Below are 25,657 nucleotides of genomic sequence, written 5' to 3' on the forward strand. Positions count from 1 at the left end.
CGGCGTGTGGTTTCAAAACATTCCTAGCGGTCCGCAAACCGGATTAACACAGCCATTCGGGCCAGTCCGGAAATTCCAGGTTGCATGGGAAGTCGAGGTTTCCGCCGGTCATCAGGAATCATGTGCCGGTGAACTCACGCAGGTGGTGGCTCGCGCTCGGGGCGTTCGTCGTCGCGATCGCGGGTGTGCTGATCTGGCTGTCCAGATCGGACGACGCGCTCGACCAGGGCGACAAGCTCGCCAGCATCACGGGGGCACTGCTCGCGCTCGCGGGCCTCGTCGCCACGGTGGTGCTGGGCCTGCGCGCCAACGCCGCGCGCACCCCCACTTCCCCGGCTCTGGAGGACCTCGCCCGGCTCGTCGCCAGGCAGTGGGAACGCGAGGCCGGTGCCCGCGGACTCACCCGCCAGGAACCGCTGAAGGTCAGCTGGGCGTCCACCGAACGGCCGGTCGCACCGAGCGCGGCGGAGGTCGTCGGTGCGGAGGCCATGGCCGCGAAGCCGGTGCGGCTCAAGCTGCACGGCGGCGTCGGCGACCTGGCCGAGGCGCTGCAGAAGCTGCCCGGCCACCAGCTCGTGGTGCTGGGCGAGCCCGGTTCGGGCAAGACGAGCGCCGCGATCCTGCTGACGCTCCGGCTGCTCGCCCAAAGGCAGCCGGGCGACCCCGTGCCGGTGATGTTCTCGCTCGCCTCGTGGGACCCGACCGGACAGGACCTCGAGACCTGGATGGCACAGCGGATCGCGGTGGATCACCCCGTGTTCCGCAAGCGCGGCGCCCACGGCCCTGAGGCGGCGCGCGACCTCGTCGAACGAGGGATGGTGCTGCCGGTGCTGGACGCGTTGGACGAGGTGGCGCTGCGCGTCGAGGCGATCGCGGGCATCGCTGGGGTGGTGGGCCGCAACAAACCGGTGGTGCTCACCTGCAGGACCGACGACTACGAGCGGTTGATCGGCTCGACCGGGATGCCGGTGGGCCGCGCGGCCGTCGTCGAGCTGGCAACGATCGAGGCCGGTGAGGCGGCGCGGTATCTGGAGGCCGGCGCGCCCGACGGGGATCGGCGGTGGCAACCGGTCGCCGCACGGCTGCGCCAGGAGCGGGACGGCGTGCTCGCGCGGGCGTTGTCCACCCCGCTCGCGGTGTACCTGGCGAAGACCGCGTTCACGCCCCTGGCAACTCGTCCAGAAGACCTGCTGGACCTGCCAACGGCGTCCGCGGTCGAGCGACACCTGCTGGAGGCTTATCTACCGGCGCTGTACCCCGCAAAGGACGCGGCCGACGCGCGAAAGTGGCTCTCCTTCCTCGCTCGCAGGCTCTCCGAACGCCCGAAAGCAGGAAACCTGGCGTGGTGGCGCCTGTTCCTGCTGCTACCTCGCCCTCACCTGATCGTCGGAGCAGCCCGGGCCGCCTGGTCGGGCGCCGTGTTCTTCACGGTGCTCGTCGTGTTCGCGAGCTTGACCGACCTCATATCGCCAACTGGCGCGGAGGCAGGCCTGCTCGTACTCGCAGCTGCCGTGTTCGGCACCGTGGCCGGTCGCCTGGAAGGCGCAGTTCCTCTTCCGACGTACCTGGAGTGGCGAACCGCCATGCGTCACGTGATGATCAACGTGCTCGTAGGTGTCGCGGGAGCGATGACGGTGGGATGGCTGGCGTCGGGGATCGCACCGGTCACGCTGGCCACGGGAGCGCTGCTCGGCGTGGCTGTGGGTGCCCGCCTCGGCGCGAAAAAGATCTCCGTTGACGTCCCGGTCGACCCGCATGGCGGTCTCATCGGCGATCGCCGCACGACCATCGTGTTGACCCTGTGGACCCCGGCCATCCTGGGCACTGCCGCGCTGGTGCTCATGATATCCCTGGACGTCAGAAGCATCCCGGTCCTTGCGCCTGCGGTCGGCCTCGTGATGCTTGGCGCGTTGTGCTGGCCGCACTGGGGAGCCTGGGTCAACTTCAACGTCGTCCGGGTGTGGTTCGCGCTTGGCCGCAAGCTGCCGTGGCGGCTCATGGAGTTTCTCGTAGACGCGCACAAGCGCGGCGTCCTGCGGCAGGTCGGAGCCGCCTACGAATTCCGGCACCAAAGGCTGCAGCAGTACTTCAGTGGTTCAGATCGGTCCTGAGCGCCGCTGCTCCACGCAAGTACACGTGCTTGACGGACGAACGCGGCAGATCGGTTTCGACGTGCGCCAGCAACCGGATCACGCGGGGCATCGCGCCCGGCACCGCGATCTCGGTCGCGGACAACAGCGGCACGTCCGAGAGCCCCGCCTGACGCGCTGCGTAGGCGGGGAACTCGGACGTCAGGTCGGGTGTGGCGGTCAGCACGACGCTGATCAGGTCATCCACGGTCAGGCTGTTGCGAGAGAGCACCTCGCGCACCAGCTCGGCCGTCGCCTCCAGCACCAGGTCGCGCGAGTCCGCGTCGATCTGCGTGGCTCCCCTGATCGCTCGTACCGCCATGTCACCGACACTAGCGCGGTACGACCTCGTACGCCCGGATCACCGTGTGCGACGCGGAGTTGCCCAACGAATCGGACACCGACATACGCAGCGATACGAACGCTTTGCCGCGTGGGTGAAACAGCAGAGCGTGCTTACCCACAACGAGAGCACGTTCCCACGTTTTACCGTCGTCATACGACACTTCAACGCGTGGAACACCCACACGGCCGCACTTAGCGCCCTTCTGCTTCTCCACCTTCAGGTCGAGCACGAAAGCCCGGCCGGACGGGGCCAGCCCATCCCGATCCGTCTTTCCGGACGCACGCACGACCATCAACGGCAGCGCCGTCCGCGAGGAGGTCGTGCCAGGCGAGTTGAACGTCCACGAAGCCGACGCGTGCGTCCCGAACGCCGAGTAAGGCGCCGGCCGGTCGGTCACGGTCGACAGCGTGTACTTGCCCGCACCCTGCACCGAAGCAGAGATCCAGCCCGGATACGGCGAGGAAGCGATCTGCTTGCCGTCCAACGACAACGTGGTGGAAGCGTTCGCGTAGGAACCCCACGACTCGGTGTACGCCCAGTCCCCAGCCGTGGAGAACAGCGGGATCGACGCGTTCACGACATCACCGGTCCGCGACAGGCCCCAGTTGTCCTCATAGGACCCCAACGAAGGACCGAGAGGCGACCTGTTCCACACCACGGTGTACGAACGCGCCGAGTACGAACGCCGAGGAGATCGCTGGTACTCGCCCCAACCGCCACCGCGGAACCCGAAAGTGCTGTCCCACTCGACATCGGGCCCCGGCGTGTAGAACTCGGTCCGCGTAGTAGGCACCGGCATGTCCAGCAACACGGTCACGCTCGGCGCCAAGCCCTTGTAGTAACCGTACCCACCACGCACACCAACGGCCGGAGCACCACCCTGCGACTGGTACGTCGCGTGAACCCTCGCCAGCGAGGAATCACGCACCACCAACGAAGCAGGATCCGGGATCCCGCCGTCTCGCACGAACATCAGGTTGTAAACAGCGTCACCCGCGACCAGCACCGGCTGGTACCAGAACTGGAACACCCGCCCGGAAACCCGAGGAGTCGGCGCGGCGAACGTGTCCCCGCCGACGGAGGAGATCAGCCCGATCCCGGTGGACTTGGTCGCGTTGCCCGAGAACAGCGAGAGGTAGAACATCCCGGCCTTCGCACCCGGCCGATCCACCTTGGGCAGCAACGCAGAAGCAGACCTTGCGTCGAACCGAACCGACGTGTCTCCCCCGACCACAACCTCTGGCGAAGAAAGCAAAGTGGTGTCGCGCTTGTACCCGTTCACCATCGCGTGCACGTCATAGCGCCCCTTGGGAACGCGCACAGACCCACGAGCACCATCGGTGAAGAAGTACCCGTGCGACTTACCTGTCGCCACGTCGATCACCTGCACGGTCGCGTACCAGGGATCCGCACCGTCACGCCCGACAACGTCCAACGACAGCGTGTACTTCTCCTCCTCGACGACAGCACCCAAAGGCGTCCGAACGACAACCCCGGCGCCAGAAGCAACGAGAGCACCACCGAACTGTCCACCCTGAACACCAGGAGTCAGCGTCACGTCAACAGAAGCCGTGCCACCGGCCGGAACGAGCAGAGAAGAAACGCTCAACGAAAACGGCCCAGCAGGCGGCTTCAACGACAACGAAACCGGCGAAGCCGAGGCGTTCGAGTAGGTCACGGTACGAGTGATCGGCCCGGTCCGCGGCCACGTCACGAACGGGAACGACAGCGAAGCCGGCGACGAAGTCACCGACTGACCAAGAGCTCGCGCGATGTCCAGCCGCCCGGCGCCCTGCTCGTACACCGAGAGACCCAGCTCGAAAGAAGAAGCCATCAAAGCCGCCTTCAACTCGGCAGCACGCCAGGAAGGATGCGCCTGCTTCAACAACGCCGCCGCACCGGTCACGTGCGGAGTCGCCATCGAGGTTCCGGAAGCCGACGTGTAAAGCGCGTCAACCGGCGTCCCCATCGAGGTCCCGGAAGCCCGCGCCGCCACGATCGAGGACCCAGGCGCCGCGATGTCAGGTTTAAGGGCGTAGTCACCGAATCGAGGCCCACGCGAGGAGAACGAGCTCAACGCGTCCTGCTTGGTCACCGACCCCACGGTCAAAGCGGAATCGGCCGAACCAGGCGTGCCCACCGTCCGAGGAGCCCCCGAGTTACCGGCCGCCACCACGAACAGCGTCCCGTACCGCGCGGTCAAAGCGTTGACAGCCAACGACATCGGATCAGTGCCATCGGTAGGAGGCCCACCCAGCGACAGGTTCACCGCGGCCGCACCGGAAGCCGCCGCCCACTCCATCCCCGCGATGATCGCCGACTCGGGGCACCCGCCGTCGTCCGTGCACACCTTGCCCACCAGCATCCGCACGTCCGGCGCAACCCCGCGGTACTTGCCGCCGGAACCCGCACCGGTGCCGCCGATCGTCGACGCGGTGTGCGTGCCGTGCCCGTACCCGTCGCGGATGCCGGTCCCGGTGAAGTCACGTGCCTCCGCGACCCCGGTCAGGTCCGGGTGGCCGGGATCCCAGCCGCCGTCGAGGTCCGCGATCGTGACGCCCTTGCCCGTGATCCCGGAGGACCACGCGGCAGGAGCACCCACCTGGCGCGTGCTCTGGTCCAGCACGACCCGAGCGCGCCCGTCCAGCCACACCCGCGCCGACCCGGCCAGCGCCGCCTGCCACACCTCCACGGAGGCCGTGGAAGCGAATGCGTTCAACGAGGACAACGCCCGGGAGGCCCGCATCCCGGGCACCGCCCCCGACACGATCACCGGCAACGCCGAACCGACGAAGCCCTGCCGTTCCAGCTCGGAGATGTTGAACAACCGGGGATCCAGCCGGCCGTCCCGCAGCAGCGGCGCCGCGTCCGACGGCACGACCGAGATGTCCGGAACGCCGGTCTGCTGCAGGAAGCTGACGTGTGACCGTCCCGGACCAGGCCGCACGGCAACCCGAGACCCGGTCAGCACCACCTCGTCACCGGTGATCAACGTGATCACCCGGTCAGCGGGCGGCGAAGCGGAAGCAACAGCGGGTAGGCCCAGCAAAGCCAGGGCAACGACCAGGAGCACGGGTCTGCGCATGTACGTCCCATCCATCGGTGGGACATCCAGCGACCGCGGCAGGAGGGAAAACTAACGCGCCAGTCAGTTTTGAGGAAGCATCATCCGTCCACAACGATGTTCGGATACCGCAGGGTGAGACCGAGCAGGTTGACGACGTAGACCGCCCACCCGCCGCCGAGCAGCACCAGCCGCCGCTCCCCCAGGTTCGTCGCGGTCTCGATCAGGATGTGCACACCGCTCGACCCGATGAACGTCAACCCGGTGAAGTCGATCACCACATCGCCGGCGCCGTTGCCGAACTCGCAGGCCAGGGCCAGTTCGGACCGCAGCAGCTCACTGGTGTTCAGGTCGACCTCGCCGAGCAGCGTCACCACCGCCCCGCGGCGACGCACCTCCAGCAAGCCTGGCTCGGGTTCCATCGTGTGCCTCACGAATCGGGAGACAGCAGGTCGCGCACCGCCGCGAGTACACGCAGTGGGTGCGCTGGTTTCGGTAAGTAAGCATCGGCAACGTGGTGCGCCGGCTCGATCGCCGAAACGGCTACAACCGGCACTCCGAACGTCCGCGCCACCGCCGCGAACCTGGTCCCCTCACCATGAGACGTCAGCAGGTCCACGATCGCCAGTGCGGGCGGGGACTCCAGCGCCGACTCGGCCGCCGCCACCGTGGTCACGAGCGTGACGTCGTAGCCCTCGGCGTGCAGGAACGCGGCCAGCGACTGACCGGAGACCCGGTCGCCGTCGACGAGCAGCACGCGCGGGCGTCCCGGAGGCGCGGGCAGATCCGGGACACCCGCACGCGACCAGACCCGCACGAGTGCGCGCACGACCGTGCCGGGCCAGGTCGGTTTGCCGGGACGCACGTGCACCTCGTCGGCGATCCCGAACAGCAGCCGCAGCCCCAGCGGCCGGGCGGACGTTCCCTCGTCGAGGTCGAACACCCCGTCGTCCTCGATCGTCAGCAGCACCGCGTGATCACGCGGCTCCCACGTCACCCCCACGACGGACGCCCCCGCGCGCCGCACCGCGTTGTCCGCCGCCTCTGACACCGCTAGCAGCACGTCTCGCGCGTCGTCCCCGTTCAACCCGGACTCTCCGGCCAGATCGCGCACGAAAGCCCGGATCTCGGGCAACGACCCCGGAACCGCAGGAAACCACCGGGTCCGCGCGCTCATCACGCCGCGTGTGACGGAGCCGCCAGCAAGGGCGTGATCAGCTCCCTCAGCCTGGTCGCGCGCCGTCTGCCCGCTTCGGCGTGCAGCGGTTCGAGCTTTTTGCGCGTACGCGCGGACATGATGTCATCGGACTGCGTGACGGCCAGGGCCGCGACCGCCGCCGCCTCGTCCGGATCTCCTTCCACGAGATGGTTGAGCGACAATGCGATCAGCGCGAACGAGCGACTGCGCGCCATGTCGTCGCGATAGCCCGCCACGGCCTGCTCCAGCGCCGTGATCGCCGGCCGCGTGAAGCTCTCGTCCACGGTGCGCGCGAGAGCGGTGTAGACGGCACCGGTGATGCCGGCGAGGTCGTGCACGTCGAAGAACGCAGCCCACGGCGCCGCACCGTCGACATCCGCGCGTGCGAACTCATCGTGCGCACGTCCGAGCAACGCCAGCGCGGCCACCCGCTGCCCCATCTCGGCGTAGCACCACGCCTGGTTCGCGGCGAGGATCGCGTTGGTGTGGTGGTTCGTCGCGACCAGACCGGCGAGGCGGAACATGCCGAGTGCGTCGGCGGGTCCACCGTGGTGCAGGTGAACCCGCCCCATCCGGTAACGGATGTTCGCCACCAGGTCCTCGTCCTGGGCGAAGTCCAGGGCGAGGAGGAAGTGGCGGTGCGCGGACCCGCCGAGCCCGGCGTCGAAGGCGGTCCAGCCCGCGAGCGCGTGCAGTTCCGCGATGGCGCAGCGGAACTCACGGCGGACCACCGCACTGGCCGAGTGCGCGAACGCCTTGTCACACCAGGACAACAGAGCCTGCACCTGGGTCCGGCACGACCCTCCGCCGTAGCGGTAGTCGACCGCGCGCAACGCCGCGGTCATCACCCTCAGGTGCCTGACGTGCACAAGTCCGATCTTCGAGTGAGGCGGCGGGAGCGAGGGCGACACTTCGTGGTGCATCACCCGAGTCTCACCGCACGATCGGTCGCTAAACAGGGCCGAACGAATCCGCCCGGCAGGGCCCTAAGGATGAGCCAGATCGGCGAGCAGCAGACCACTGCGCGGCTTGGGCGTGAAGTACGTGCTCTTCCGCGGCATCTTGGTTCCTGCCAACACTTCGGCGAGCGGCACCGGCGCGATCAGCAGCACCGCCTCGGCCTCCACCGACGGGTCCACCACCGGCCGCACACAGGGACTCTCGGGGTCCAGCCCCAGTGCCTCGTGCAGCAACAACGACTCCACCACGGCGTGGTCGATCCCTTGTCCCGCAGGCAGTTCGACCCTCAGCACCTCGTCCGCGCAGCGCACCACGACCACACCCGGTTCCGGATCGACGACGTACGGCAACGTCGACACCGTCAGCCCGACCCGTTCCCACGCCGTCACCAGATCGGACGCGCCCAACCCGGTGCCGACGATCGCGCGGTGGATCGGCCCGACGCGCAGGCCCGGGCCGGACGTGATGAGTGCGAGCAGTCCGGACAGTCCGGCCTCCCTGGCCGCCGCGACCCGGTGGTTGCCGTCCGCCACGAGCAACGGATGCGCGCCCGCCGCTTCGAGGAACGCGTCTTGCAGCTCTCCGGGTTCGACCAGCCACACCCAGTGCCTGCGCCCACCGGAGTCCACAAGGGACACAGCAGGCTCTTCGGTGATGCCCAGCACCAGCTCGGTGAGGCCGTCGTGGTGCGTGATCGGGATCAGCATCGCGGCACTCGTCGCGATGCCGAGCGAGGCCAGCACCTGACCGCGTTCGGCTACCACGTCCGGGTAGACGTCCTCGGTGTGCGCGATCGCGTCCGGGTCGACCAGGCACAGCAGCCCGCACGCGGTCCCGTCCGGTCCGTCCACCCGGTACGGCGCGACCACGTCCGCGACCTCCCGGTACGCCCGCCGCACCAGCACCGCGAGCTCGGCGCGCGCGGCCGGCAGCGCGTCCAGCAGCCCGATCCCCGCCGCCAGCGAGGCCGGCGTGCGGTGGGGGTGCTGCACGGCCAGCAACGTGCCGTGCGGGGCTCTGGCGAGCGCCCCGATCACCTGACCGGGCTCGGCGAACTCGTCGACGTCCGGGCCGGGCACGCGGTCGCGCACCACCCACCCGCGTCGCACTGGGCGTACTCGTAGCGGCATCCACGTATCATGATCTGTGTGAACGTAGAGATCACGCCTTTGCCGGGAATCGGCACGCGCCAGGACTTCATGATCCGAGCCGGCCGCCGCGTCGGCGTGATCACGTATCGGGACGGCAGGTTCGAGCTGATCCTGTCCAAAGCGTCGGATCCGGACTCCTGCGCCGCCTCGATACCCCTCTCCCCTGAGGAGGCGAGCACGCTGGCGGGCCTGCTCGGCGCGCCGCAGCTCGTCGCCCACCTGCGCGAGGAGCACCGCGACATCGCCGGCATCACGACCCGGCAGCTCCCGGTGACGGCGTTCGCGAACCGCACGCTCGGTGAGACCGCTCTGCGCACGAGGACCGGTGTGTCCATCGTGGCCGTCGTGCGCTCGGGCAACGCCCATCCGTCGCCCGGCCCCGACTTCATCTTCGAAAATGGTGACCTCGCGGTCGTCGTCGGCACCGCGGAAGGCCTCGACGCCGCCGCTGAGATCCTCCACGGCGGTTAAGCACAGTGCACGAGACAACAATCGCCATGATCCAGCTCGGCGCGGTGTTCTTCGGCCTCGGCCTGCTCGGCCGCGTCGCCAGACGGATCGGCATCTCGCCCATCCCGCTGTACCTGATCGGCGGGCTCGCGTTCGGCGTCGGCGGTTTCGTCCCTTTACAAGGCATCGAGGAGTTCACGCATCTCGCCAGTGAGATCGGCGTGGTGCTGCTGCTCCTGCTCCTGGGCCTCGAATACTCGGCCTCCGAGCTCACCAACGGCCTGAAGCGCTCGTGGATGGCCGGCGTGCTCGACCTCGTGCTGAACGCGGCACCGGGCGCGATCGCGGCGTTGCTGCTGGGCTGGGGCCCGGTCGCGGCGCTGGCGATGGCGGGCGTCACGTACATCTCGTCGTCCGGCATCGTGGCGAAGGTGCTCGGCGACCTGGGCCGGTTGGGCAACCGCGAAACGCCGGTCGTGCTGTCGGTGCTGGTGTTCGAGGACCTGGCGATGGCCGTCTACCTGCCGGTGCTCACCGCCGTGCTGTCGGGCGTGAGCTTCCTCGGCGGGCTCACGTCGGTCGGCATCTCGTTGCTGGCGATCACCGTGGTTCTGGTGGTGGCGTTGAAGTACGGCCGGTTCATCTCGGCCATTGTGGACAGTCCCGACCACGAGGTGTTCCTGCTCAAGCTCCTCGGCTCCGCTTTGCTCGTGGCCGGCATCGCCTCGCAGCTGCAGGTCTCGGCGGCGGTCGGCGCGTTCCTGCTCGGCATCGCGATCTCGGGCTCCACCGCCGAGAACGCCACCCGCCTGCTCGAACCGCTGCGCGACCTCTTCGCGGCGATGTTCTTCGTCGTGTTCGGACTCAACACCGACCCGAAGTCGATTCCACCCGTTCTTGGAATCGCGGTGGCACTGGCCGCCGTCACGACCGTCACGAAGGTCGTCACGGGCTGGTGGGCGGCACGCCGGCAGGGCATCGGCAAGATGGGCCGAATGCGCGCGGGCGCGGCACTCGTCGCACGCGGAGAGTTCTCGATCGTCATCGCGGGCCTGGCGGTTGCGTCCGGTCAGGTGAACGACAGGCTCGCCGCCCTGGCCACCGCCTACGTCCTGCTGATGGCGATCCTGGGCCCGATCGCGGCCAAGTACGTTGAGCCGATCGGGGAATTCTTCCAACGTCGTCGGCAAATGGCCTGAAACAAGTGCCCCTGACGGACGACTCTCTTTAGTAGGGCTACAGGAGAGTAGGGGCGAACCGTCATGACCGAACCCGCGGAAGTGGAGACCACCGGCCGTTTCCTGGTGCTGCTGCAGGAAGACGCCATCGAGGAGGGGGTGGCCGAGCTCGGCGCGATCGCCGGGTTCGACCCGAACACCGGCGAGCTGGACTCGGACACCATGGAGGTGTTCCCGGCGCTGGGCGTGGCCGTGGTGTCCGGCGATCCGAACCTGCTGGCCGAGCTGAACGGCGCCGCCGAGCGCCCAGGCCCGGTCCAGATCGTCGAACCGGAACGCGTCGTGCACGTGTTCGCCGCCCCGGCCGAGGAAGAAGACCCTTCTGCCGCTGAGGACGAGTCCGTCCTGACGTGGGGCCTGCAGGCGACCGGCGCGAGCACCAGCACGGCCACCGGCAAGGGCATCAAGCTGGCCGTGCTCGACACCGGCTGGGAGCAGAACCACCCGGACTTCGCCGGCCGCGCCATCACGGTCAAGTCCTTCATCACCGGCGAGGACGTGCAGGACGGCCACGGCCACGGCACGCACTGCATCGGCACCTCAGCGGGCCCGCGCAAGCCCGCCACCCTCCCCGGCTACGGCGTGGCCCACGAGGCCGAGATCTTCGCCGGCAAGGTCCTGTCCAACGCCGGCTCCGGCTCCGACGGCGGCATCCTGGCGGGCATCGACTGGGCCGTGACCAACGGCTGCGCGGTCATCTCGATGTCCCTGGGCGCGGACGTCCCGGCAGGCACCCCGTACTCGCAGATCTACGAAACCGTCGCCCAGCGCGCCATGGCCAAGGGCACCCTGATCATCGCCGCCGCGGGCAACGCCTCCACCCGCCCCGGCCGCGTGGCACCGGTCGGCCACCCGGCCCGCTGCCCCAGCATCATCGCCGTGGCCGCGATCGACGTGAACCGCGCCATCGCGTCGTTCTCCTCCGGCAGCGCCGACAAGATCGGCCAGATCGACCTCGCAGGCCCGGGCGTGGACGTCTACTCGTCGTTCAAACTGCCCGACAAGTACCGCCGCCTGCGCGGCACCTCCATGGCAACCCCGCACGCGGCGGGCGTGGCCGTGCTGATCGCCGAGAAGACCGGCGCCCGCGGCTACGAACTGTGGGCCCGCCTCTCCTCCACGGCACTGCGCCTGTCCCTACCGTCCGCGGACGTCGGCAGCGGGCTGGTCCAGGCCCCCTGACATGTCCGTCGACCAGGTCATGGTCTCCGTGACCGAAGGCAGCCTCCCGCGGGTCCTGGACGACCTGCGGGAGGCCGGCCTGGTCGTGGACACCGTTCTGGAAGCACTAGGCGTGGTCACCGGCACCGTCGAGGTCCGCGCGATCCCTTCCCTGCTCTCCGTACCCGGCGTCCTGGACGTCGAACGGCAGTGGCGCGTGCAGCTCCCGCCCTACTGACTGGATAGGCTCTCCGACGACCCCCCATTGCTGTCCGATCGAACACGTGTTCTAGGATTGTGCGCGGGGTCACGTCGTTGCGAGAGAGGAAACCTGATCGTGTCGGACACGCTCACCGAGGTGCAAGCAGTCGAGGAGACCGTCGTGGAGGAGACTCCGGCTCCCGTGGCGGAGGCTCCCGAGGCTCCCAAGGCCGAGGCGCCGAAGACGGAGGCCCCCAAGGCGGAGAAGCCGAAGGCCGGCCGCCCCAAGAGCACGGCGAAGAAGACCCGCACCGTGGAGCTCACGCTCACGGTGACCGGCACCGCCGAAGGCGAATGGCAGGCCGACCTGGTCCACGGCACGCAGCGCGTCGTGTCGGGCCTGGTCATCCCGGCCATCGCCGTGGCCAAGGCGGCCAAGGAGCTGCACGAGGACATCGCGGAGGGCATCGAAGGCGTGCTGGAGGCGGCGCGCGACCAGCACCGCACCCGCATGGAGGAGCTGGAGGCCGAGCTGGCCAAGGTGAAGGCCCAGCTCGCCGAGCTCTCCGAGTAACTCGAACACCGAAAGGGGCGGCCCGCATCAGCGGGCCGCCCCTTTCGCGTTGTTCAGGAACCTACCGCGACGGGTCGAGCACCAGCTTGCCCGCGGTCTTGCGGGAGCGCAGGTCCTCGTGCGCCTGCTGGATCTCCCCCATCCCGTACTCCCCACCGGGTACGGCCTTCAACTTGCCGTCCACAACGAGCTGGAACAGCTCCGCCATGGCGCGGTGGGCAAGCGTCCCGTGCTCGGCATCCCGCACCCTCAGAGCGTGAGGCAGCCACATACCCGCAACGGTCGTGGAGTGCACCAGCAGCGATCCGAGGTCAACCGGCTTCGGCCTTTCCCGCGAGGCCATCCCATAAAACGCAAGCCGCCCAAACGGAGCCAACGCCACCAACGACTGATCAGTGGTAGCACCCCCAGTCATGTCCAGCACAACATCAACCCGACGCCCACCATTGGCCTCGATGAGCGCAGCCGTCATGTCCTCGGCACGCGAGTCGATGGCGACGTCCGCACCCAGGTCCAACGCCAACTTCCGCTTGTCATCAGAAGAAGCGGTGGCGATGACCCGGCCAGCACCCCACAACTTGGCCAACTGCACCGCAATCGTGCCGACACCACCAGCCGCGGCGTGCACGACAACCGACTCACCGGGCTCCTGGTGAGTCGACTTCCGCAGCAACAACCAAGCCGTGGCACCCTGCACGACCAACGACAGCGCAGTGAGGTCGTCCACCCCGTCCGGCACCTCGAAAACCGTCAACGCAGGCGCGACGGCCTTCTCCGCATACCCACCGGAGTTCTTGGTCAGCGCGACGACCCGCCGACCATCCTCAGTGGTACCAACGACTTCACCACCGGGAACCAGCGGCAGAGTCATCTTCGCGAGGTAGGAGTTCTCCGCCTGATGCGTGTCCGCGTAGTTGAGCCCGGCCCGCGAGACGTTGATCAGCACCTCACCGTCACCAGGCACCGGGTCAGGCAGCTCCACCTGCTGAAGCACCTCGGGTCCGCCGAACTCGGTGATCTGAATGGCACGCATCGTCAGCTCTCCTTGAGCGCGATAGAAATCGGATCCTTGCGAGCGGCCTCGACCCGCGAGCCGTCAGCGGCGCGCGGCCCGGGCGGGTTCCGGAAGCCGAACGGCTCCGACACGCGCCCCGACTGCACGAACCAGGCCTCGCCGGTTCCCGAACCTTCCACAATGGACATGAACGCGTCCACCACAGCAGACACCGGCAGGATCGGCATGCCGATGTCCTCCAGCGTCGACCGCAGCGGCGTGATGATGTTGGTGTCCGCGAACGCGGGACACAGCGCGTTGACGCGCACGTCGTCGTAAGCGCCGCCGAGAGCGCGCACCAGTCCGACGACGGCGGCCTTGTTCGCGCCGTACACGGGGTCGCCGGGCATCGGCATGAGGCCTGCCATCGACGCCGTGGCGATGATCTGGCCGCCCGTGGCACGCAGCGCGGGCAACGCGTAGTGCGCGCCGTAGACGACGCCGTCCAGGTTGATGGCCTGCGCACGGCGGTAGACCTCGACGTCGAAGTCCTCGCCCAGCGAGCACCCGGTCCCGATGCCCGCGTTCAAGAAGGCGATGTCCAGCCGACCGAACTCGCGCACGGCCAAAGCGACCGCGTCAGCCGAGTCCTGCGGCTGCGTCACGTCGCAGCGCACGAACACGCCACCGACCTCGTCAGCCACGACTTTGCCCTGGTCAACGTCCACGTCGGCGACGACGACACGCACGCCGGCGGCAGCCAGACGCCGGGCGGCCGCAGCACCGATGCCGTTGGACCCGCCCGTGATGAGCGCGACCTTGCCGGTGAGTTCCACGGGCACCTGCCTCCTCGTTCAAGCGAACATTCCGACCAGTCGGTATGGTCGTCCGCACGGCGCTGGACGTCAAGCGGACTGATAGGTACGTTACTAAGCGCTTGCTTAGCTCACCATCCCCCAACGAAGGAGGACCCGTGGCCGACAGGGTTGCCATCGTCACCGGCGCGGCTCGCGGCATCGGTGCCGCCGTCGCGCAACGTCTCGCCGCGGACGGCTTGGCCGTCGCATTGCTCGACCTCGACGAGCAGGGTGTGCTCGACGGCGCCGACAAGATCGTCGCGGGCGGTGGGCGCGCCATCGGCCTGAAGGTCGACGTGTCCGACGAGGAGCAGGTCAACGCCGCCGTCGCGAAGGTCGCCGAGCAGCTCGGCGCGCCGACCGTGCTGGTCAACAACGCGGGCGTGCTGCGCGACAACCTGCTGTTCAAGATGAGCGCGGCGGACTGGGACACGGTCATGAACGTGCACCTGCGCGGCGCGTTCCTGATGAGCAAGGCCGTCCAGCAGTACCAGACGAAGGAAGGCTTCGGCCGCGTCGTCAACCTCAGCTCGACCAGCGCACTCGGCAACCGCGGCCAGGCCAACTACTCCGCCGCCAAGGCCGGTCTGCAGGGCTTCACGAAGACCCTCGCGATCGAGCTCGGCAAGTTCGGCGTCACGGTCAACGCGATCGCGCCCGGCTTCATCGCCACCGAGATGACCAAGGCGACCGCCGAGCGCATGAAGATCTCGTTCGAGGACCTGATCAACGGAGCCGCTCAGACGATCCCGGTCGCGCGCGTCGGCCAGCCCGAGGACATCGCGCACACCGCGTCGTTCCTCGTCAGCGAGGGCGCCGGGTTCGTCTCCGGCCAGGTCATCTACGTCGCCGGCGGACCGAAGGACTGACGATGCGCGTATTCGAAGGTGTTGACGAGCTCGTCGCCGCGAAGGGCGAGCACCTCGGCCACGGCGAGTGGCACGAGGTCACGCAGGAGCAGGTGAACCTGTTCGCCGACGCGACGCTGGACCACCAGTGGATCCACATCGACGTCGAGAAGGCCGCGAAGGGCCCGTTCGGCGGCCCGGTGGCGCACGGCTACCTGACGCTGTCGCTCATCCCTTACCTGGTGCGCGACATCTACACGGTGAAGAACATCAAGATGGGCGTGAACTACGGCAGCAACAAGGTCCGCTTCCCGCAGCCCGTCCTCGTCGGCTCACGCGTCCGCGCGTCCGTCGAACTGCTGGACATCTCCGACATCGCGCTGGGCAAGCAGCTCGTGACCAAGGTCGTCGTCGAGATCGACGGCAACGACAAGCCCGCGTGCGTGGCCGAGATCGTCAGCGTGATTGTTCCGTAAGACTGTGGATCAGCAGATCCGCGTAGTGCTCTGCCAGCCGCCCGGCCGGGATCTCCCCGTCCGGGCGGTACCACGTGCCCAGGTGGTGCAACGACCCGAAGAAGTAGTGCGTGGCCAGATCCGCCGGCACGTCCGCGCGAAAAGTGCCGTCCCGCTGCCCTTCCTCGACCAGCCCGCGGAACCGCTCGTGGTACCGCCGCCGTTCCGCGCGAACTTCCTTCTGCTTCTCCGCCGACAGGTGATCGATCGACCGGAAGAAAACCTTGGCGGCGTCGAAGTTGTCCACGCTCGTCACGATCACGTCGACCGCAGCCTCACGCAGCCTGTCCGTGATCGCCCCGGCCCCGTCCGCGATCTTCTCGAGCCGCTCGGTCTGCATCCGCAGCAACCGCCCGTAAATCTCGTGCAAAAGGTCGTCCTTCGACCCGAAGTAGTGGTACATGGCGCCTTTGGTGACACCGGCGCGCTCCACGATCTCCTGCACGGCGACCCGCTCGTACCCCTTGTCCGCGAACAGGCGGGTGGCGGCGTCGATCAGTCTTTCAGGCACGGTCACGACCGGAGCGTACCTCCCGACCAAGGAGAATCCTGGCAATGATCAGTCGCTGGACCGTCGTCGTAGACCGCGACGACCTCACCAAAACCGAAGTCCTGCACGACGAACTCCCCACCGACCTCGAAGACTGCGAGATCCTCCTCCGCGTCAGCCACGTCGGCCTCACCGCCAACAACGTCACCTACGGCGTGATCGGCGACATGATCGGCTACTGGCGCTTCTTCCCCTTCGCACCCGAAGGCCGCGGCGTGATCCCGGTGTGGGGCTTCGCCGATGTCGTGGACTCCACATTGGACGCCGTGCCCGCCGGCACCCGCGTCTACGGCTACTTGCCGATGGCCAGCCACTTCGTCGTGCGCGCCAAGCTGACGTCGTCCGGCTTCGTGGACACGGCCGACCACCGCGCCGACCTCCCGGCCGTCTACAACAGCTACCTGGTCACGTCCCAGGACCCGGCCTACGACCCTGCGCTGGAAGACCTCCAGGCTTTGTACCGCCCGCTGTTCCTCACGTCGTACCTGCTCGCCGACCAACTGGCGGACAACAAGTTCTACGGCGCCAGCACCGTTGTGATCTCCTCGGCGTCCAGCAAGACCGCCTTCGGCACCGCACAGTGCTTGCAGGGCAAGGGCGTGCGTCTGGTCGGCCTCACGTCACCGCGCAACGTCGAGTTCACCACCGGTCTCGGCCTCTACGACACCGTGCTCCCCTACGACGCATCGGTGGACGTCGAACCTTCGGTGTACCTGGACTTCAGCGGCTCAGCCGACGTCCGTTCCGCGCTGCACGACCGCCTCGGCGCCTCGCTGGCGAAGGACATCTCGATCGGCCTCACCCAGCAGAAGGCCTCGGCGGACCCGCGCTCGGAGTTCTTCTTCGCTCCCGAGCAGCTGCGCAAGCGGACCGCCGACTGGGGCTCTGAGGGCCTCGCTGAGCGCTTCGGCACGGCCTGGCGTTCGTTCACCGCCCAGGCTGGCAGCTGGGTCGGCATCGCCCAGCACAGCGGCCCGGAGGAACTCATCGAGGTGTGGCAAGCCGTGCTGCAGGGCAAGGTGAGCCCCGACACGGCCGACGTGATCACCTTCTGAACCGACCGAGGCGGGCGCCGCGACAGTGGCGTCCGCCTGGCCGGCCTCACAGCAGCGGTGCCAGCTCCTCGCGGACCGCAGGCGGCGCGTGCTCGAGCAAGCCGAGCACCTTGGGTTTCAGGTTCCACCCGGGAGGTTGTCGCAACGCCCACCGGAGAACGGCGACCGCGTCCGGCAGCGCCAGCAGTTCCTGGCCGCTGCCGGCGTCTCCGGCTTGACGAAAGGCATCCCACGCCGCCATCGCACGCGACGCATCCACACCTTCGTCGACGAGGTCGACGTCGCTCTGCCGGGTGGACAGCCGGACCCGGCCGTCTCGCGTCACCCCCAGCACCATCCCGCGAACTCGCTCACCTGGCTGGGGCCACTCGTCCCGACGCACACCACCGTCCGCCACGTAGTCGCTGTCGATGAACGCGCGATCACCTGTGTCAGTGGTCAAGAAGATCCCGTAGGGCGGGTGGCTGACCACCGTCCCGGACACCACGGCGTAACGCCTCAAGCGCTCGCTCTCCATACCAGCTGGACCTTCCACGTCAAGGATTCCATTCGTGCCGGGGGAATCTGTTGAACTCCTCGAAGAGACTCCTGTGGATGACGTACTCGATCTGATCGTCGAAGTTGTCCCAGATCTCGGCGTTTCGGTTCAGCCATTCTGTCGGTACGTCCACCCGAATTCCGACACCGTGCCCGGAGCCACCGTTGTTCGCCCAGTCCTCGACCCGTGCCAGGTTGCCGAAGTGCGCTGAGCCGTCGTACTCGCCGTCCGGTGTTTCCCTGAAGTTGTCAGGGTGGAACCCGTTGTCGAGCTCATCGCGTCCAGCATCCCTCGACGACACGCGGTAGATCGGCGTGGTCTCGCACGCGGAGAGCCCCAGTGGGTCGATCCACCCCGTCGGGTTGGACACATATGTGTACGGGTTCGGCGCGGGGCCGAGGCCGAGCGGGTCGCTGGAGCCGTACCGCCCGATCTCGGGGTCGTAGTAGCGGTGGCGGTTGTAGTGCAGCCCGGTTTCCTGGTCGTGGTACTGACCTGGGAATCGCAAGGGGCAGTACGCGTCGGTGCGCGGTGCAGGCACTGGGGCACCCCAGATCGTCGGCCGGGAGTGCCACGCGATCGCGCCGTCGGCGGTGACGAGTTCGGTCGGGGTGCCGACGACGTCGGTGACGATGGCGTAGAACTGGGCGTCGATCCACTCTTGCGGCGCGGTGCGCAGTTCGACCTGGGCGACGACGCGGAACGTGCCGGGATGCCACTCCCAGGCCGTGGTGTGTCCGCTGCTGTGGATCTGCTCGGCCGGTACGGAACCGTCCCAGGCGAAGTCCACCTGTTCCACGACCTCGTCGCCGTCCAGCCGTTGCTTGGCGATGCGGCGCCCGAACGGGTCGTAGCGGTACGCCCAGCGATGCCCGTCCGGTGTGGTGACGCCGCTGAGGCGGCCCTCGGCGTCCCACACGTAGCGCCACGTCCGTGGTTTGCCCGACAGCGTCTTGTGCTGCCGCAGCACCACTCTGCCTTCGGCGTCGTGTTCGTAGTGGACCTTGCCGGCCCTGCGCAGCACGCCCGCCGTGTACTCACGCCCGCCCTCCGCGTCGGACTCCCCCGGCCACCCGGCCGACACGATGTTGCCCGCGGGGTCGTAGGCGTAGTGCTCACGCCAGCCAGTGCCCTTGACGCCGGTGATCCGGCCGACCGCGTCGAGGTCGTACTCCCTCGGGCCGCTCAGCTGGTCCACGATCGTGCTGACGTGGCCGTCGGACCGGTAGCTGTACGACCGGCGCTGGGCCAGCTGCGCGTCCTTGCCGACGACGGCCTGGGTCCGCAGCCGGTGGTTGGTGTCCCACGTCTGGGCCAGTGCCATTGAGCCGAAGCGCCGTTCGGTCTCGCGTCCGGCGATGTCATGGCTGAAACGGATGGTGCGGCCCGCCGCGTGCAGCTCGACCGGTTTGTCCGTTGGACCATAGGTCCAGCGACTGTCCAGACCGGACGGTGTGCGGCGCACAGTTCGCCGGCCCAGCACGTCGTAGGCCGAGACGACGGCTCGCCCGTTGACCTGCTCGACGAGCACCCGTCCGGCGATGTCACGTTCGTAGACGAGCTCGGCATCGTCGTTGCGCGCGTGGATCACGCGGCCGGCGGCGTCGCGCTGAAAGGAGGTCACGATGTCGCCGCTGCGGCGTTCGATCACGTCGCCGAGCAGGTCGCGGGTGAACCGCATGACCTCACCGACGCCGCTGCGTCGCTGCACGAGCTGGCCGCAGGCGTCGTTCACGTAGGTCAACTGACGGCCGGCGAAGTCCGTTTCGCCCACCAGGCGACCGGCCGGGTCGTACTCGTAGCTCCAGTCATCGCCGTTGGCATTGGTCACGCCGACGAGCCGGAGGTTCGTGTCGTGGCGGAACTCCAGCCTCGCACCGTCCGGCGCGATCTCGGCGGTCGGCAGGTCGAAGTGGGTGTACTCGACACGGGTCGTCTGGCCGAGCACGTCGGTGTGCTCCACCATGTTGCCTTCACCGTCGTACCGCCAGCGTTCGCTCGTGCCGTCCGGGAACGTGCGCCAGGCGAGCTGCCCCTCGACTGTCCAGCCGAGCCTGGTCACGCCTCCCACCGGATCGGTGATCGAGGTGACCCTGCCGAAGAAGTCGCGGCCGTAGAGCGTGGTCGCGCCGTCGACCGTGGTCACCGCGAACGGCAGACCGGCCGCATCGCTACCTATCCGGCGAGTTCCGCCCGCAGCGTCGACGACCGCGGCGAGGTGACCGCGTTCGTCGTACTGGTGACGGGTGACGCCACCGACAGGGTCGGTCGCCGTGGTCAGGTTGCCACGCCGGTCGTACTCCCACTGCCACTCGGAGCCGTCGGGCGCACCGATCTTCGTCGGCTGCCCGAACTCGTTGAACTCGGCGACAGCGCGGCTGCCGTCCGGACGCACGACCTCGACCATGTTGCCCGCGTCGTCGTACGCGCGGCGGGTCGTGCGCCCCAACGGATCCGTGGTCGAGAGCACGCGGTCGTACCGGTCGTACTCGGTGACGGTGACGTGGCCGAGCGGGTCGACCTCCCGCACGATCTGCTTCAGCTCGTTGAGGTGGTAGGTCGTCGAGTGCCCGAGCGAGTCGGTGAACACCGTCTCGCCGTCGCGGTAGTCGAAAGTGCCGTCGAGGAACCCACCAGAGCCCACGTTGCGCACGCAGCGGCCCTGCTCGTCGTAGACGTAGCGGTACCAGCTGCCGTTGCGGTCCTGCCAGCCGGTGATGCGGCCGTCCGCGTCGTAGTCGAACTGCGTGGGAATGCCGGAGGAGTTGCGGACCTCGGTGAGCCTGCGGTCGGCGTTGTAGGTGAACCGGACGATCGGCACGTCGGGCTCGGCGTTCGCGAGCCGCAGGCCGGTGATCAACCCGTCGGCGCTCTCGACCTTGACGCGGTAGCCGCCGGAGTGGCGGATCTCGGCGAGAGCGCCGCTGTCGTCGCGCTCGAAGTCGATGCGATCCCCGGTCCGGCGGGTGATCGAGGTCAACGGCAGGGTCGCGCCGGTGGACGAGGTGAACTGCCACGTCGTACCCGTGGCCGGATCGGTGATCGCGTAGCCGTGGTCGATCTGGTGCAACGGCCAGCGCGGGCCGACCTCCGGCAGCACCGGGCCGGAAGTCGGCCGTGAGTAGACCAGACGCATCCCGTCGGCGGCGACGAACACGAGGCCGAGCACGTCACCCTCGATCCGCTGGTCCACTGTGGACGCCCACGACGTGCCGAACGACAGACCTGCCCGATACGTCGACAGGTGGGTGCGTCGCAGCACCAACGACAGCACGCCGGGCAGATCGACGTCGACCTGGCCGAGCACCATCTCGCCGGTCGCGACGTCGATGGGGTCGTTCTTGCACCGGCGTTCGCTTTCCTGCCTCCTCGTGTCGTTCGGCTTGTCCGGCCGGTTCGGCGAGGTGTCCTTCTTACCCGGCAGGCCTGAGTCCTTTGTGGATGGAAGGTTCGCCGGGGTGTCCGTCTTCGTGCTGCTCGGGGAGGTGGTGTCGGCCTTGGTGTTCGGCCGGCCGGTGTCCGGTGTGCTGGTGCTGGACGGGGTCGTCGAGCTGGACGGTGACGTGGTGTCCGGCGAACCCTTCACGTCCGGTGGCGGGCGCGTGTCCGCCGAGGACGTGGTGGTCGTGTCCGCGCTCGACGTCGTGGTGCTGTCGCTGGGTTTGTCGGTCTTCGGCGAGTGGGGGTCGACGCGCGGTTTCGTCGAGGGCGGGCCACCCCCGCGCGGGCCGCGGGTCGGCTTGAGGCGCTTGGCGACCTTGGTGAGCAGCCTGATCAGCTCGGGCAGCTTCTTGGCGAGCTTGGACAGCGAGCGGATCAGCTTGCCGATGAGCTTGACGACCTTCTGCAGGACGTTGCGGATCAGCTTCACCGCGGCGCGGGCGGTGCCGGGGCCGGGCGGCAGGACCGCCTCGATCAAGCCGGAGACCAACGCGGCGATCAGGTCGCGCACCATGATGCGCACGGCGGCGACGACCTCGCCCGCCATCATGACCGCGGACGAGACTCCGGCGCAGGTTTCGGCGGCGGTGCGCAGCGCGTCGGCCCGGTCGGCGGAGGCCGCGCGGTAGGCGTGGGCCGCGGCGCCGGTCCACTCCGCCAGGTCGTTGTTGACGTTGGCCGTGTAGTCCTCGGCGACGGCGTTGAGCCGGCCGGCGACGTTCTGCCAGGTCTGGCCGAAGGACTTGACCACCTCGGGGTTGCCGGCGAGCTTGTCCAGCGCCTCCTTGAGCGGTTCGAGGTGCTCCATCAGCCAGCCGACCGCGGCCTCGATCACCATCCCCAGCGCGGCGGTGGGATCGGTCAGGCAGGCGGCCACGTCCGCACCCAGCGAGACGGCCCCGATACCGGCTTCGAGCCAGTCACCGCTCTCGACGGAGTCCTTGAGGTCCTTGGCGTCCTCGAGCTGCGAGATGCCGCTGTACCACTTGGTCTCGTCGACCGGCTTCGCGACCAGATCCCCCGTCATCCGGTCAGCCCCGCGCCGAACCCGGCGGCATTGGCCTCGTCACTCACGCGGTAAGCGGCAGCGGTCGAACGGATGTCCTGCGCATCCTCCTGCAGACACTCGACGGCGGCCTTCAACGCGTTGATGCCTTCGTCCTCCACCGGGTTGATGCACGGTGGCAGGAACTGGCAGATGATCCCGTAAGCGTCCTCGGAGACGCTCACCGATGTGGCCGCCGCGAGTGCCTCCGACACCGCGGCCGCCCGGTCGTCCAGATTGCGCGCGTGCTTGTCCAAAGCCTCGACGGCAACGTCGTACCCCCCGGCCATCCTGATCCCCCCGATCAGTCGTCTTCGAGCTGCCCCAGCCTCATCGTCCGGCTGGTCTCCGGACGTGGGTCCTCGGGTTCCGGCGCGGGATAGCGCTGCCGGTAGGACTCGATGACGTGCCGCGTCATGTCGTCGTTGCTACCGGTCTGCTCGGCGGCCTCGCGGTAACGGTCGGCGATGCGCGACTGCGCGCGCGTGATGCAGGCCAGGATCGTCGGCCCGATCTGCTCGGGCGTCAGCCGGGTGATCTGCGGTGTGGTGACCAGCTCTGTCAGCTGTCCGTCGACGTTCACCGTGGCGCTCACACCGGCCGGATCGGTCTCGGTGATGCGCATGCCCTCGGCGGCCTGCTCCAGCTGCTCGTAGCTGGCCTGCGCCTGCTCCATCTTGCGGTCCAGCTCGTCGAGCCGCCGCGCCATCTCCTCCGGGTCCCCCAGATCGAGGATCCGGCTGAGGTCTTTTCCGAACATGGCGTCCCCTCCCCGCTTCGGAGGGTAACCAAACGATCGGCGGCAGCGGATCAGTTCGACAAAATCAGCTTCAACAGCCCGGCGATGTTGTAGGCGTCGTCGTGCCCGCGGTGGTGCGTGCCATCGAGCTTCTGCCCGGCGATGCGCACGGCCTCGGCCATTCCCACCTCACGTGGCAACGCGTGTTTCAGAGCGAAGAGCGTCTTGACGTTGACGTGCCTCGGCCCGAACGGATACCCCACGCCCAGGTCCTTGCACTGCCGTTCGAACATCTTGCGGTCGTAGTCGCCGTATGACGCCCACACGCGGCGATCCGACCGGAACTCCTTGCGCAGCAACGCGCACGCCTCGGCGAACGTGACGCCTTCGGAGACCTGCTCCTGCGTCAGCGTCGTCAGCCGAGTGCAGAAAGGACTGACAGACGACCGAGTCGGCCGCACCAGAATGCTGCGCCGCTCTCCGCGCACGCCAGAACCGACCTCGAGCGGGCAGATCCCGATCTCGATGATCTCCGACACCTCACCGGGCGGCGGAGATCCTTCCCAACACGTCGACTCCACGTCGACGACCAGCACGTGGTCCAACGAAATCACGTGCTGATCGTCCCTGACGTGTCCAACGATTAGACGATGACGGCCCCACCGTCGACGACCAGGGTCTCACCCGTGACGTAGCCACCGGCAGGCGAAGCCAGGAAGACGACGGCCGCCGCCAGCTCCTCCGGGTCACCGATCCGACCCGCGGGCAGCACGGCCTGCATCTTCTCCATGTAGCCGGGCGGGTACTGGTCGGTCATCTCCGACGAGAAGAACCCGGGGCAGATCGCGTTGACCCGGATGCCCTTGCGCCCGGTCCACTGCTGCGCCAGATCCCGCGTCAGCCCCAGCAACCCGGCCTTGGAAGCCGAGTAGGCGGCCTGCGGAATGCCACCGGTCACCAGCCCGAGCACCGAGGAGATGTTGATGATCGACCCACCGGACTTCATGACGGAGGCAGCCGCCTGAGCCATCCAGTACGCGCCGTTGAGGTTCACGTCCATGACGCCGAGGAACTGCTCCGGCGTCTCGCGCGAAGCCGGCACGGCCGACGCGACACCGGCGTTGTTCACCAGCACCGACACCACACCGAACTCGGCAGCGGCACGCGCCACCTCACGGCAGTCGTCAGGCTGCGAAACATCCGCCTGCACGACAAGAGCACGCCGACCGACGGACTCGACCAGAGCGGCGGTGTCCTTCAGCTTGTCCGCACGACGAGCGGCAAGAACGACGTCCGCCCCGGCCTCGGCAAGGCCCTTCGCGAAAGCCACGCCGAGACCCGAGGACGCGCCCGTGACGATCGCGACCTTCCCGTCGAGCCGGAACTTGTCCAGGATGCCCACTACGAAAGCCTTTCCAGGATGATCGCCATGCCCTGACCGCCGCCGACGCACATCGTCTCAAGACCGAACTGCGCGTCACGGGCCTGCATGCCGTTGATCAGCGTCGTCATGATCCGGGCACCGGTCGAGCCGAACGGGTGGCCCAGCGCGATGGCACCGCCGTGCACGTTCAGCTTTTCGATGTCGATACCGAGCTGGCGCTGGCTCCCGATCACCTGGACCGCGAACGCCTCGTTGATCTCCACCAGGTCGATGTCCGAAATGGACAGACCGGCGTGTGCCAACGCCTGCTTCGTGGCGTCCACCGGACCGAGACCCATGATCTCCGGCGACAACCCGGAAACGCCCGTGGAAACGATGCGCGCCAACGGAGTCAGCCCGAGCTCACGAGCCCGCACATCGCTCATGATCACCACCGCGGCCGCGCCGTCGTTCAACGGGCAGCAGTTGCCGGCCGTGATCGTACCCTCGGGCCGGAACGAGGGCTTCAACGACGAAACAGCCTCGTAGGTGACCCCGGCACGCGGGCCGTCATCCGTGGAGACCACAGTGCCGTCAGGCAATGTGACCGGCGTGATCTCGCGGGCGAAGAACCCGTCCGCGATGGCCTTCTCCGTGAGGTTCTGCGACCGCACGGCGAACTCGTCCTGGTCGTGCCGCGAGATCCCCATCTGCGTGGCGACGTTCTCGGCGGTCTGGCCCATCGCGATGTAGTAGTCCGGCAGCTTGCCGTCCAGCCGCGGGTCGGTCCACGGGGCGTTGGAAGCGGCCGTGTCCAACGTCCGCTGCTGCGCCTCGTCGAACAACGGGTTGAACGACGGCACACCGGAGTGCATGTAACGGGAGACGCACTCGACGCCGGCCGAGATGAACCCGTGGCCCTCCCCCGCCTTGATCGCGTGGAAGGCCATCCGCGCGGTCTGCACGGAGGACGCGCAGAACCGGTTCACGGTCGTGCCGGGCAGGTTGTCGTACCCGAGCTGCACGGCGACACGACGGGCGATGTTCTGGCCGTGCTCGTCCTGGGCTCGGCGCAGCCGAGGTGCAGGTCGGTGATCTCGGAGGCCGGGATGTCGCCCAGCGCCGCCGAAATCACCTGCGCGGCCAGGTCGTCCGGCCGCAGGGAAACCAGAGAACCCTTGCGCGCCCGGCCGATCGGCGACCGGGCGGTGGAGACGATGACTGCTTCAGCCACAAAACA

24 protein-coding genes and 1 pseudogene are annotated in these 25,657 nt (G+C 68.2%); 9 read left to right on the forward strand and 16 right to left on the reverse strand.

Translation table 11 applies throughout. The features are described 5' to 3' along the window. The first annotated feature begins 128 nt into the window (after positions 1–128). Positions 129–2,111 carry a hypothetical protein gene (locus LFM09_RS32075; RefSeq protein WP_414100319.1) on the forward strand — a complete coding sequence of 661 codons (1,983 nt, stop codon included), beginning with the start codon at positions 129–131 and terminating at the stop codon, positions 2,109–2,111. On the opposite strand, the gene aroH is transcribed toward LFM09_RS32075, so the two are convergent. From aroH to LFM09_RS32105, 6 genes are all read right to left on the reverse strand, one after another. Then, entirely contained in the window at positions 2,089–2,451 is a 363-nt protein-coding gene (gene aroH / locus LFM09_RS32080) for a chorismate mutase (RefSeq protein ID WP_414100320.1), read from the reverse strand. The genes LFM09_RS32075 and aroH overlap by 23 nt on opposite strands. 10 nt (positions 2,452–2,461) lie before the next feature. Next, positions 2,462–5,560: a S8 family peptidase gene (locus tag LFM09_RS32085; protein WP_414100321.1), complete on the reverse strand. Its 3,099-nt coding sequence runs from the start codon at positions 5,558–5,560 to the stop codon at positions 2,462–2,464. An 80-nt stretch (positions 5,561–5,640) separates the two neighbouring features. Continuing rightward, complete coding sequence (locus tag LFM09_RS32090; RefSeq protein ID WP_414100322.1) at positions 5,641–5,961, reverse strand: STAS domain-containing protein; 321 nt, start codon at positions 5,959–5,961, stop codon at positions 5,641–5,643. An 8-nt stretch (positions 5,962–5,969) separates the two neighbouring features. Further along, positions 5,970–6,716 carry an ATP-binding protein gene (locus LFM09_RS32095; RefSeq protein WP_414100323.1) on the reverse strand — a complete coding sequence of 249 codons (747 nt, stop codon included), beginning with the start codon at positions 6,714–6,716 and terminating at the stop codon, positions 5,970–5,972. Next, complete coding sequence (locus LFM09_RS32100; protein WP_414100324.1) at positions 6,716–7,660, reverse strand: hypothetical protein; 945 nt, start codon at positions 7,658–7,660, stop codon at positions 6,716–6,718. Before LFM09_RS32100 ends, LFM09_RS32095 begins: the two co-directional genes overlap by 1 nt. A gap of 63 nt (positions 7,661–7,723) precedes the next feature. After that, a complete protein-coding gene (locus LFM09_RS32105; protein ID WP_414100325.1) occupies positions 7,724–8,827 on the reverse strand; it encodes a DUF1015 family protein in 1,104 nt (367 codons plus the stop codon). 18 nt (positions 8,828–8,845) lie between these two features. Between LFM09_RS32105 and LFM09_RS32110 the strand changes: the two genes are divergently transcribed. From LFM09_RS32110 to LFM09_RS32130, 5 genes are all read left to right on the forward strand, one after another. After that, positions 8,846–9,319, forward strand: coding sequence for a cation:proton antiporter regulatory subunit (locus tag LFM09_RS32110; protein WP_414100326.1), 474 nt, complete (start codon positions 8,846–8,848; stop codon positions 9,317–9,319). A 26-nt stretch (positions 9,320–9,345) separates the two neighbouring features. Continuing rightward, positions 9,346–10,497 (forward strand): cation:proton antiporter, encoded by a 1,152-nt coding sequence (locus LFM09_RS32115; protein ID WP_414100453.1) that lies wholly within the window; start codon positions 9,346–9,348, stop codon positions 10,495–10,497. A gap of 63 nt (positions 10,498–10,560) precedes the next feature. Continuing rightward, a complete protein-coding gene (locus LFM09_RS32120) occupies positions 10,561–11,718 on the forward strand; it encodes a S8 family serine peptidase (RefSeq protein WP_414100327.1) in 1,158 nt (385 codons plus the stop codon). A 1-nt stretch (position 11,719) separates the two neighbouring features. Further along, positions 11,720–11,935 carry a hypothetical protein gene (locus LFM09_RS32125; RefSeq protein WP_414100328.1) on the forward strand — a complete coding sequence of 72 codons (216 nt, stop codon included), beginning with the start codon at positions 11,720–11,722 and terminating at the stop codon, positions 11,933–11,935. Positions 11,936–12,034: 99 nt separating this feature from the next. Continuing rightward, on the forward strand, positions 12,035–12,472 hold the full coding sequence (locus tag LFM09_RS32130; RefSeq protein WP_414100329.1) for a DUF6319 family protein: 438 nt from the start codon (positions 12,035–12,037) through the stop codon (positions 12,470–12,472). A gap of 61 nt (positions 12,473–12,533) precedes the next feature. On the opposite strand, the gene LFM09_RS32135 is transcribed toward LFM09_RS32130, so the two are convergent. Together LFM09_RS32135 and LFM09_RS32140 are read right to left on the reverse strand one after the other, a co-directional pair. After that, positions 12,534–13,505: a quinone oxidoreductase family protein gene (locus LFM09_RS32135; protein WP_414100330.1), complete on the reverse strand. Its 972-nt coding sequence runs from the start codon at positions 13,503–13,505 to the stop codon at positions 12,534–12,536. A 2-nt stretch (positions 13,506–13,507) separates the two neighbouring features. Further along, positions 13,508–14,308: an SDR family NAD(P)-dependent oxidoreductase gene (locus LFM09_RS32140; RefSeq protein ID WP_414100331.1), complete on the reverse strand. Its 801-nt coding sequence runs from the start codon at positions 14,306–14,308 to the stop codon at positions 13,508–13,510. Positions 14,309–14,439: 131 nt separating this feature from the next. On the opposite strand from LFM09_RS32140, the gene LFM09_RS32145 reads away from it, so the two are divergent. Both LFM09_RS32145 and LFM09_RS32150 read left to right on the forward strand, forming a co-directional pair. After that, the gene (locus LFM09_RS32145) at positions 14,440–15,192 is read left to right on the forward strand and encodes an SDR family oxidoreductase (RefSeq protein WP_414100332.1); all 753 of its coding nucleotides are present in this window, start codon (positions 14,440–14,442) and stop codon (positions 15,190–15,192) included. 2 nt (positions 15,193–15,194) lie between these two features. Continuing rightward, entirely contained in the window at positions 15,195–15,647 is a 453-nt protein-coding gene (locus LFM09_RS32150; RefSeq protein WP_414100333.1) for a MaoC family dehydratase, read from the forward strand. Here the strand turns inward: LFM09_RS32150 and LFM09_RS32155 are convergent. Then, positions 15,628–16,203 (reverse strand): TetR/AcrR family transcriptional regulator, encoded by a 576-nt coding sequence (locus LFM09_RS32155; RefSeq protein ID WP_414100334.1) that lies wholly within the window; start codon positions 16,201–16,203, stop codon positions 15,628–15,630. The genes LFM09_RS32150 and LFM09_RS32155 overlap by 20 nt on opposite strands. Positions 16,204–16,241: 38 nt before the next feature. On the opposite strand from LFM09_RS32155, the gene LFM09_RS32160 reads away from it, so the two are divergent. Continuing rightward, a complete protein-coding gene (locus tag LFM09_RS32160; RefSeq protein ID WP_414100335.1) occupies positions 16,242–17,291 on the forward strand; it encodes a DUF2855 family protein in 1,050 nt (349 codons plus the stop codon). Between the two features lie 46 nt (positions 17,292–17,337). Here LFM09_RS32160 and LFM09_RS32165 read toward each other — a convergent pair whose 3' ends face one another. From LFM09_RS32165 to LFM09_RS32195, 7 genes and pseudogenes are all read right to left on the reverse strand, one after another. Then, entirely contained in the window at positions 17,338–17,808 is a 471-nt protein-coding gene (locus LFM09_RS32165) for a hypothetical protein (protein WP_414100336.1), read from the reverse strand. 19 nt (positions 17,809–17,827) lie between these two features. Continuing rightward, complete coding sequence (locus LFM09_RS32170; RefSeq protein ID WP_414100337.1) at positions 17,828–22,297, reverse strand: RHS repeat-associated core domain-containing protein; 4,470 nt, start codon at positions 22,295–22,297, stop codon at positions 17,828–17,830. Continuing rightward, positions 22,294–22,605: a type VII secretion target gene (locus tag LFM09_RS32175; RefSeq protein ID WP_414100338.1), complete on the reverse strand. Its 312-nt coding sequence runs from the start codon at positions 22,603–22,605 to the stop codon at positions 22,294–22,296. The genes LFM09_RS32170 and LFM09_RS32175 overlap by 4 nt, the downstream gene beginning before the upstream one ends. Positions 22,606–22,619: 14 nt before the next feature. Next, positions 22,620–23,075, reverse strand: a complete 456-nt coding sequence (locus tag LFM09_RS32180) for a YbaB/EbfC family nucleoid-associated protein (RefSeq protein ID WP_414100339.1) — start codon at positions 23,073–23,075, stop codon at positions 22,620–22,622. A gap of 50 nt (positions 23,076–23,125) precedes the next feature. After that, entirely contained in the window at positions 23,126–23,668 is a 543-nt protein-coding gene (locus LFM09_RS32185; RefSeq protein WP_414100340.1) for an exonuclease domain-containing protein, read from the reverse strand. 29 nt (positions 23,669–23,697) lie between these two features. Then, positions 23,698–24,456 (reverse strand): SDR family NAD(P)-dependent oxidoreductase, encoded by a 759-nt coding sequence (locus LFM09_RS32190; RefSeq protein ID WP_414100341.1) that lies wholly within the window; start codon positions 24,454–24,456, stop codon positions 23,698–23,700. After that, positions 24,456–25,651, reverse strand: a pseudogene (locus LFM09_RS32195) (acetyl-CoA C-acetyltransferase). The gene LFM09_RS32190 and the pseudogene LFM09_RS32195 overlap by 1 nt, the downstream one beginning before the upstream one ends. Positions 25,652–25,657 lie beyond the last annotated feature (6 nt).

Source organism: Lentzea alba, from assembly GCF_047445655.1.
Taxonomy (GTDB): Bacteria; Actinomycetota; Actinomycetes; order Mycobacteriales; family Pseudonocardiaceae; genus Lentzea; species Lentzea alba_A.

What these genes read in the sequence shown, in the direction of transcription:
- aroH (WP_414100320.1), bottom strand. Translation starts at nt 2,451, where the DNA reads ATGGCGGTACGAGCGATCAGGGGAGCCACGCAGATCGACGCGGACTCG.
- LFM09_RS32085 (WP_414100321.1), bottom strand. Translation starts at nt 5,560, where the DNA reads ATGCGCAGACCCGTGCTCCTGGTCGTTGCCCTGGCTTTGCTGGGCCTA.
- LFM09_RS32090 (WP_414100322.1), bottom strand. Translation starts at nt 5,961, where the DNA reads ATGGAACCCGAGCCAGGCTTGCTGGAGGTGCGTCGCCGCGGGGCGGTG.
- LFM09_RS32095 (WP_414100323.1), bottom strand. Translation starts at nt 6,716, where the DNA reads ATGAGCGCGCGGACCCGGTGGTTTCCTGCGGTTCCGGGGTCGTTGCCC.
- LFM09_RS32100 (WP_414100324.1), bottom strand. Translation starts at nt 7,660, where the DNA reads ATGCACCACGAAGTGTCGCCCTCGCTCCCGCCGCCTCACTCGAAGATC.
- LFM09_RS32105 (WP_414100325.1), bottom strand. Translation starts at nt 8,827, where the DNA reads ATGCCGCTACGAGTACGCCCAGTGCGACGCGGGTGGGTGGTGCGCGAC.
- LFM09_RS32115 (WP_414100453.1), top strand. Translation starts at nt 9,346, where the DNA reads ATGATCCAGCTCGGCGCGGTGTTCTTCGGCCTCGGCCTGCTCGGCCGC.
- LFM09_RS32120 (WP_414100327.1), top strand. Translation starts at nt 10,561, where the DNA reads ATGACCGAACCCGCGGAAGTGGAGACCACCGGCCGTTTCCTGGTGCTG.
- LFM09_RS32125 (WP_414100328.1), top strand. Translation starts at nt 11,720, where the DNA reads ATGTCCGTCGACCAGGTCATGGTCTCCGTGACCGAAGGCAGCCTCCCG.
- LFM09_RS32135 (WP_414100330.1), bottom strand. Translation starts at nt 13,505, where the DNA reads ATGCGTGCCATTCAGATCACCGAGTTCGGCGGACCCGAGGTGCTTCAG.
- LFM09_RS32150 (WP_414100333.1), top strand. Translation starts at nt 15,195, where the DNA reads ATGCGCGTATTCGAAGGTGTTGACGAGCTCGTCGCCGCGAAGGGCGAG.
- LFM09_RS32160 (WP_414100335.1), top strand. Translation starts at nt 16,242, where the DNA reads ATGATCAGTCGCTGGACCGTCGTCGTAGACCGCGACGACCTCACCAAA.
- LFM09_RS32165 (WP_414100336.1), bottom strand. Translation starts at nt 17,808, where the DNA reads ATGGAGAGCGAGCGCTTGAGGCGTTACGCCGTGGTGTCCGGGACGGTG.
- LFM09_RS32170 (WP_414100337.1), bottom strand. Translation starts at nt 22,297, where the DNA reads ATGACGGGGGATCTGGTCGCGAAGCCGGTCGACGAGACCAAGTGGTAC.
- LFM09_RS32175 (WP_414100338.1), bottom strand. Translation starts at nt 22,605, where the DNA reads ATGGCCGGGGGGTACGACGTTGCCGTCGAGGCTTTGGACAAGCACGCG.
- LFM09_RS32180 (WP_414100339.1), bottom strand. Translation starts at nt 23,075, where the DNA reads ATGTTCGGAAAAGACCTCAGCCGGATCCTCGATCTGGGGGACCCGGAG.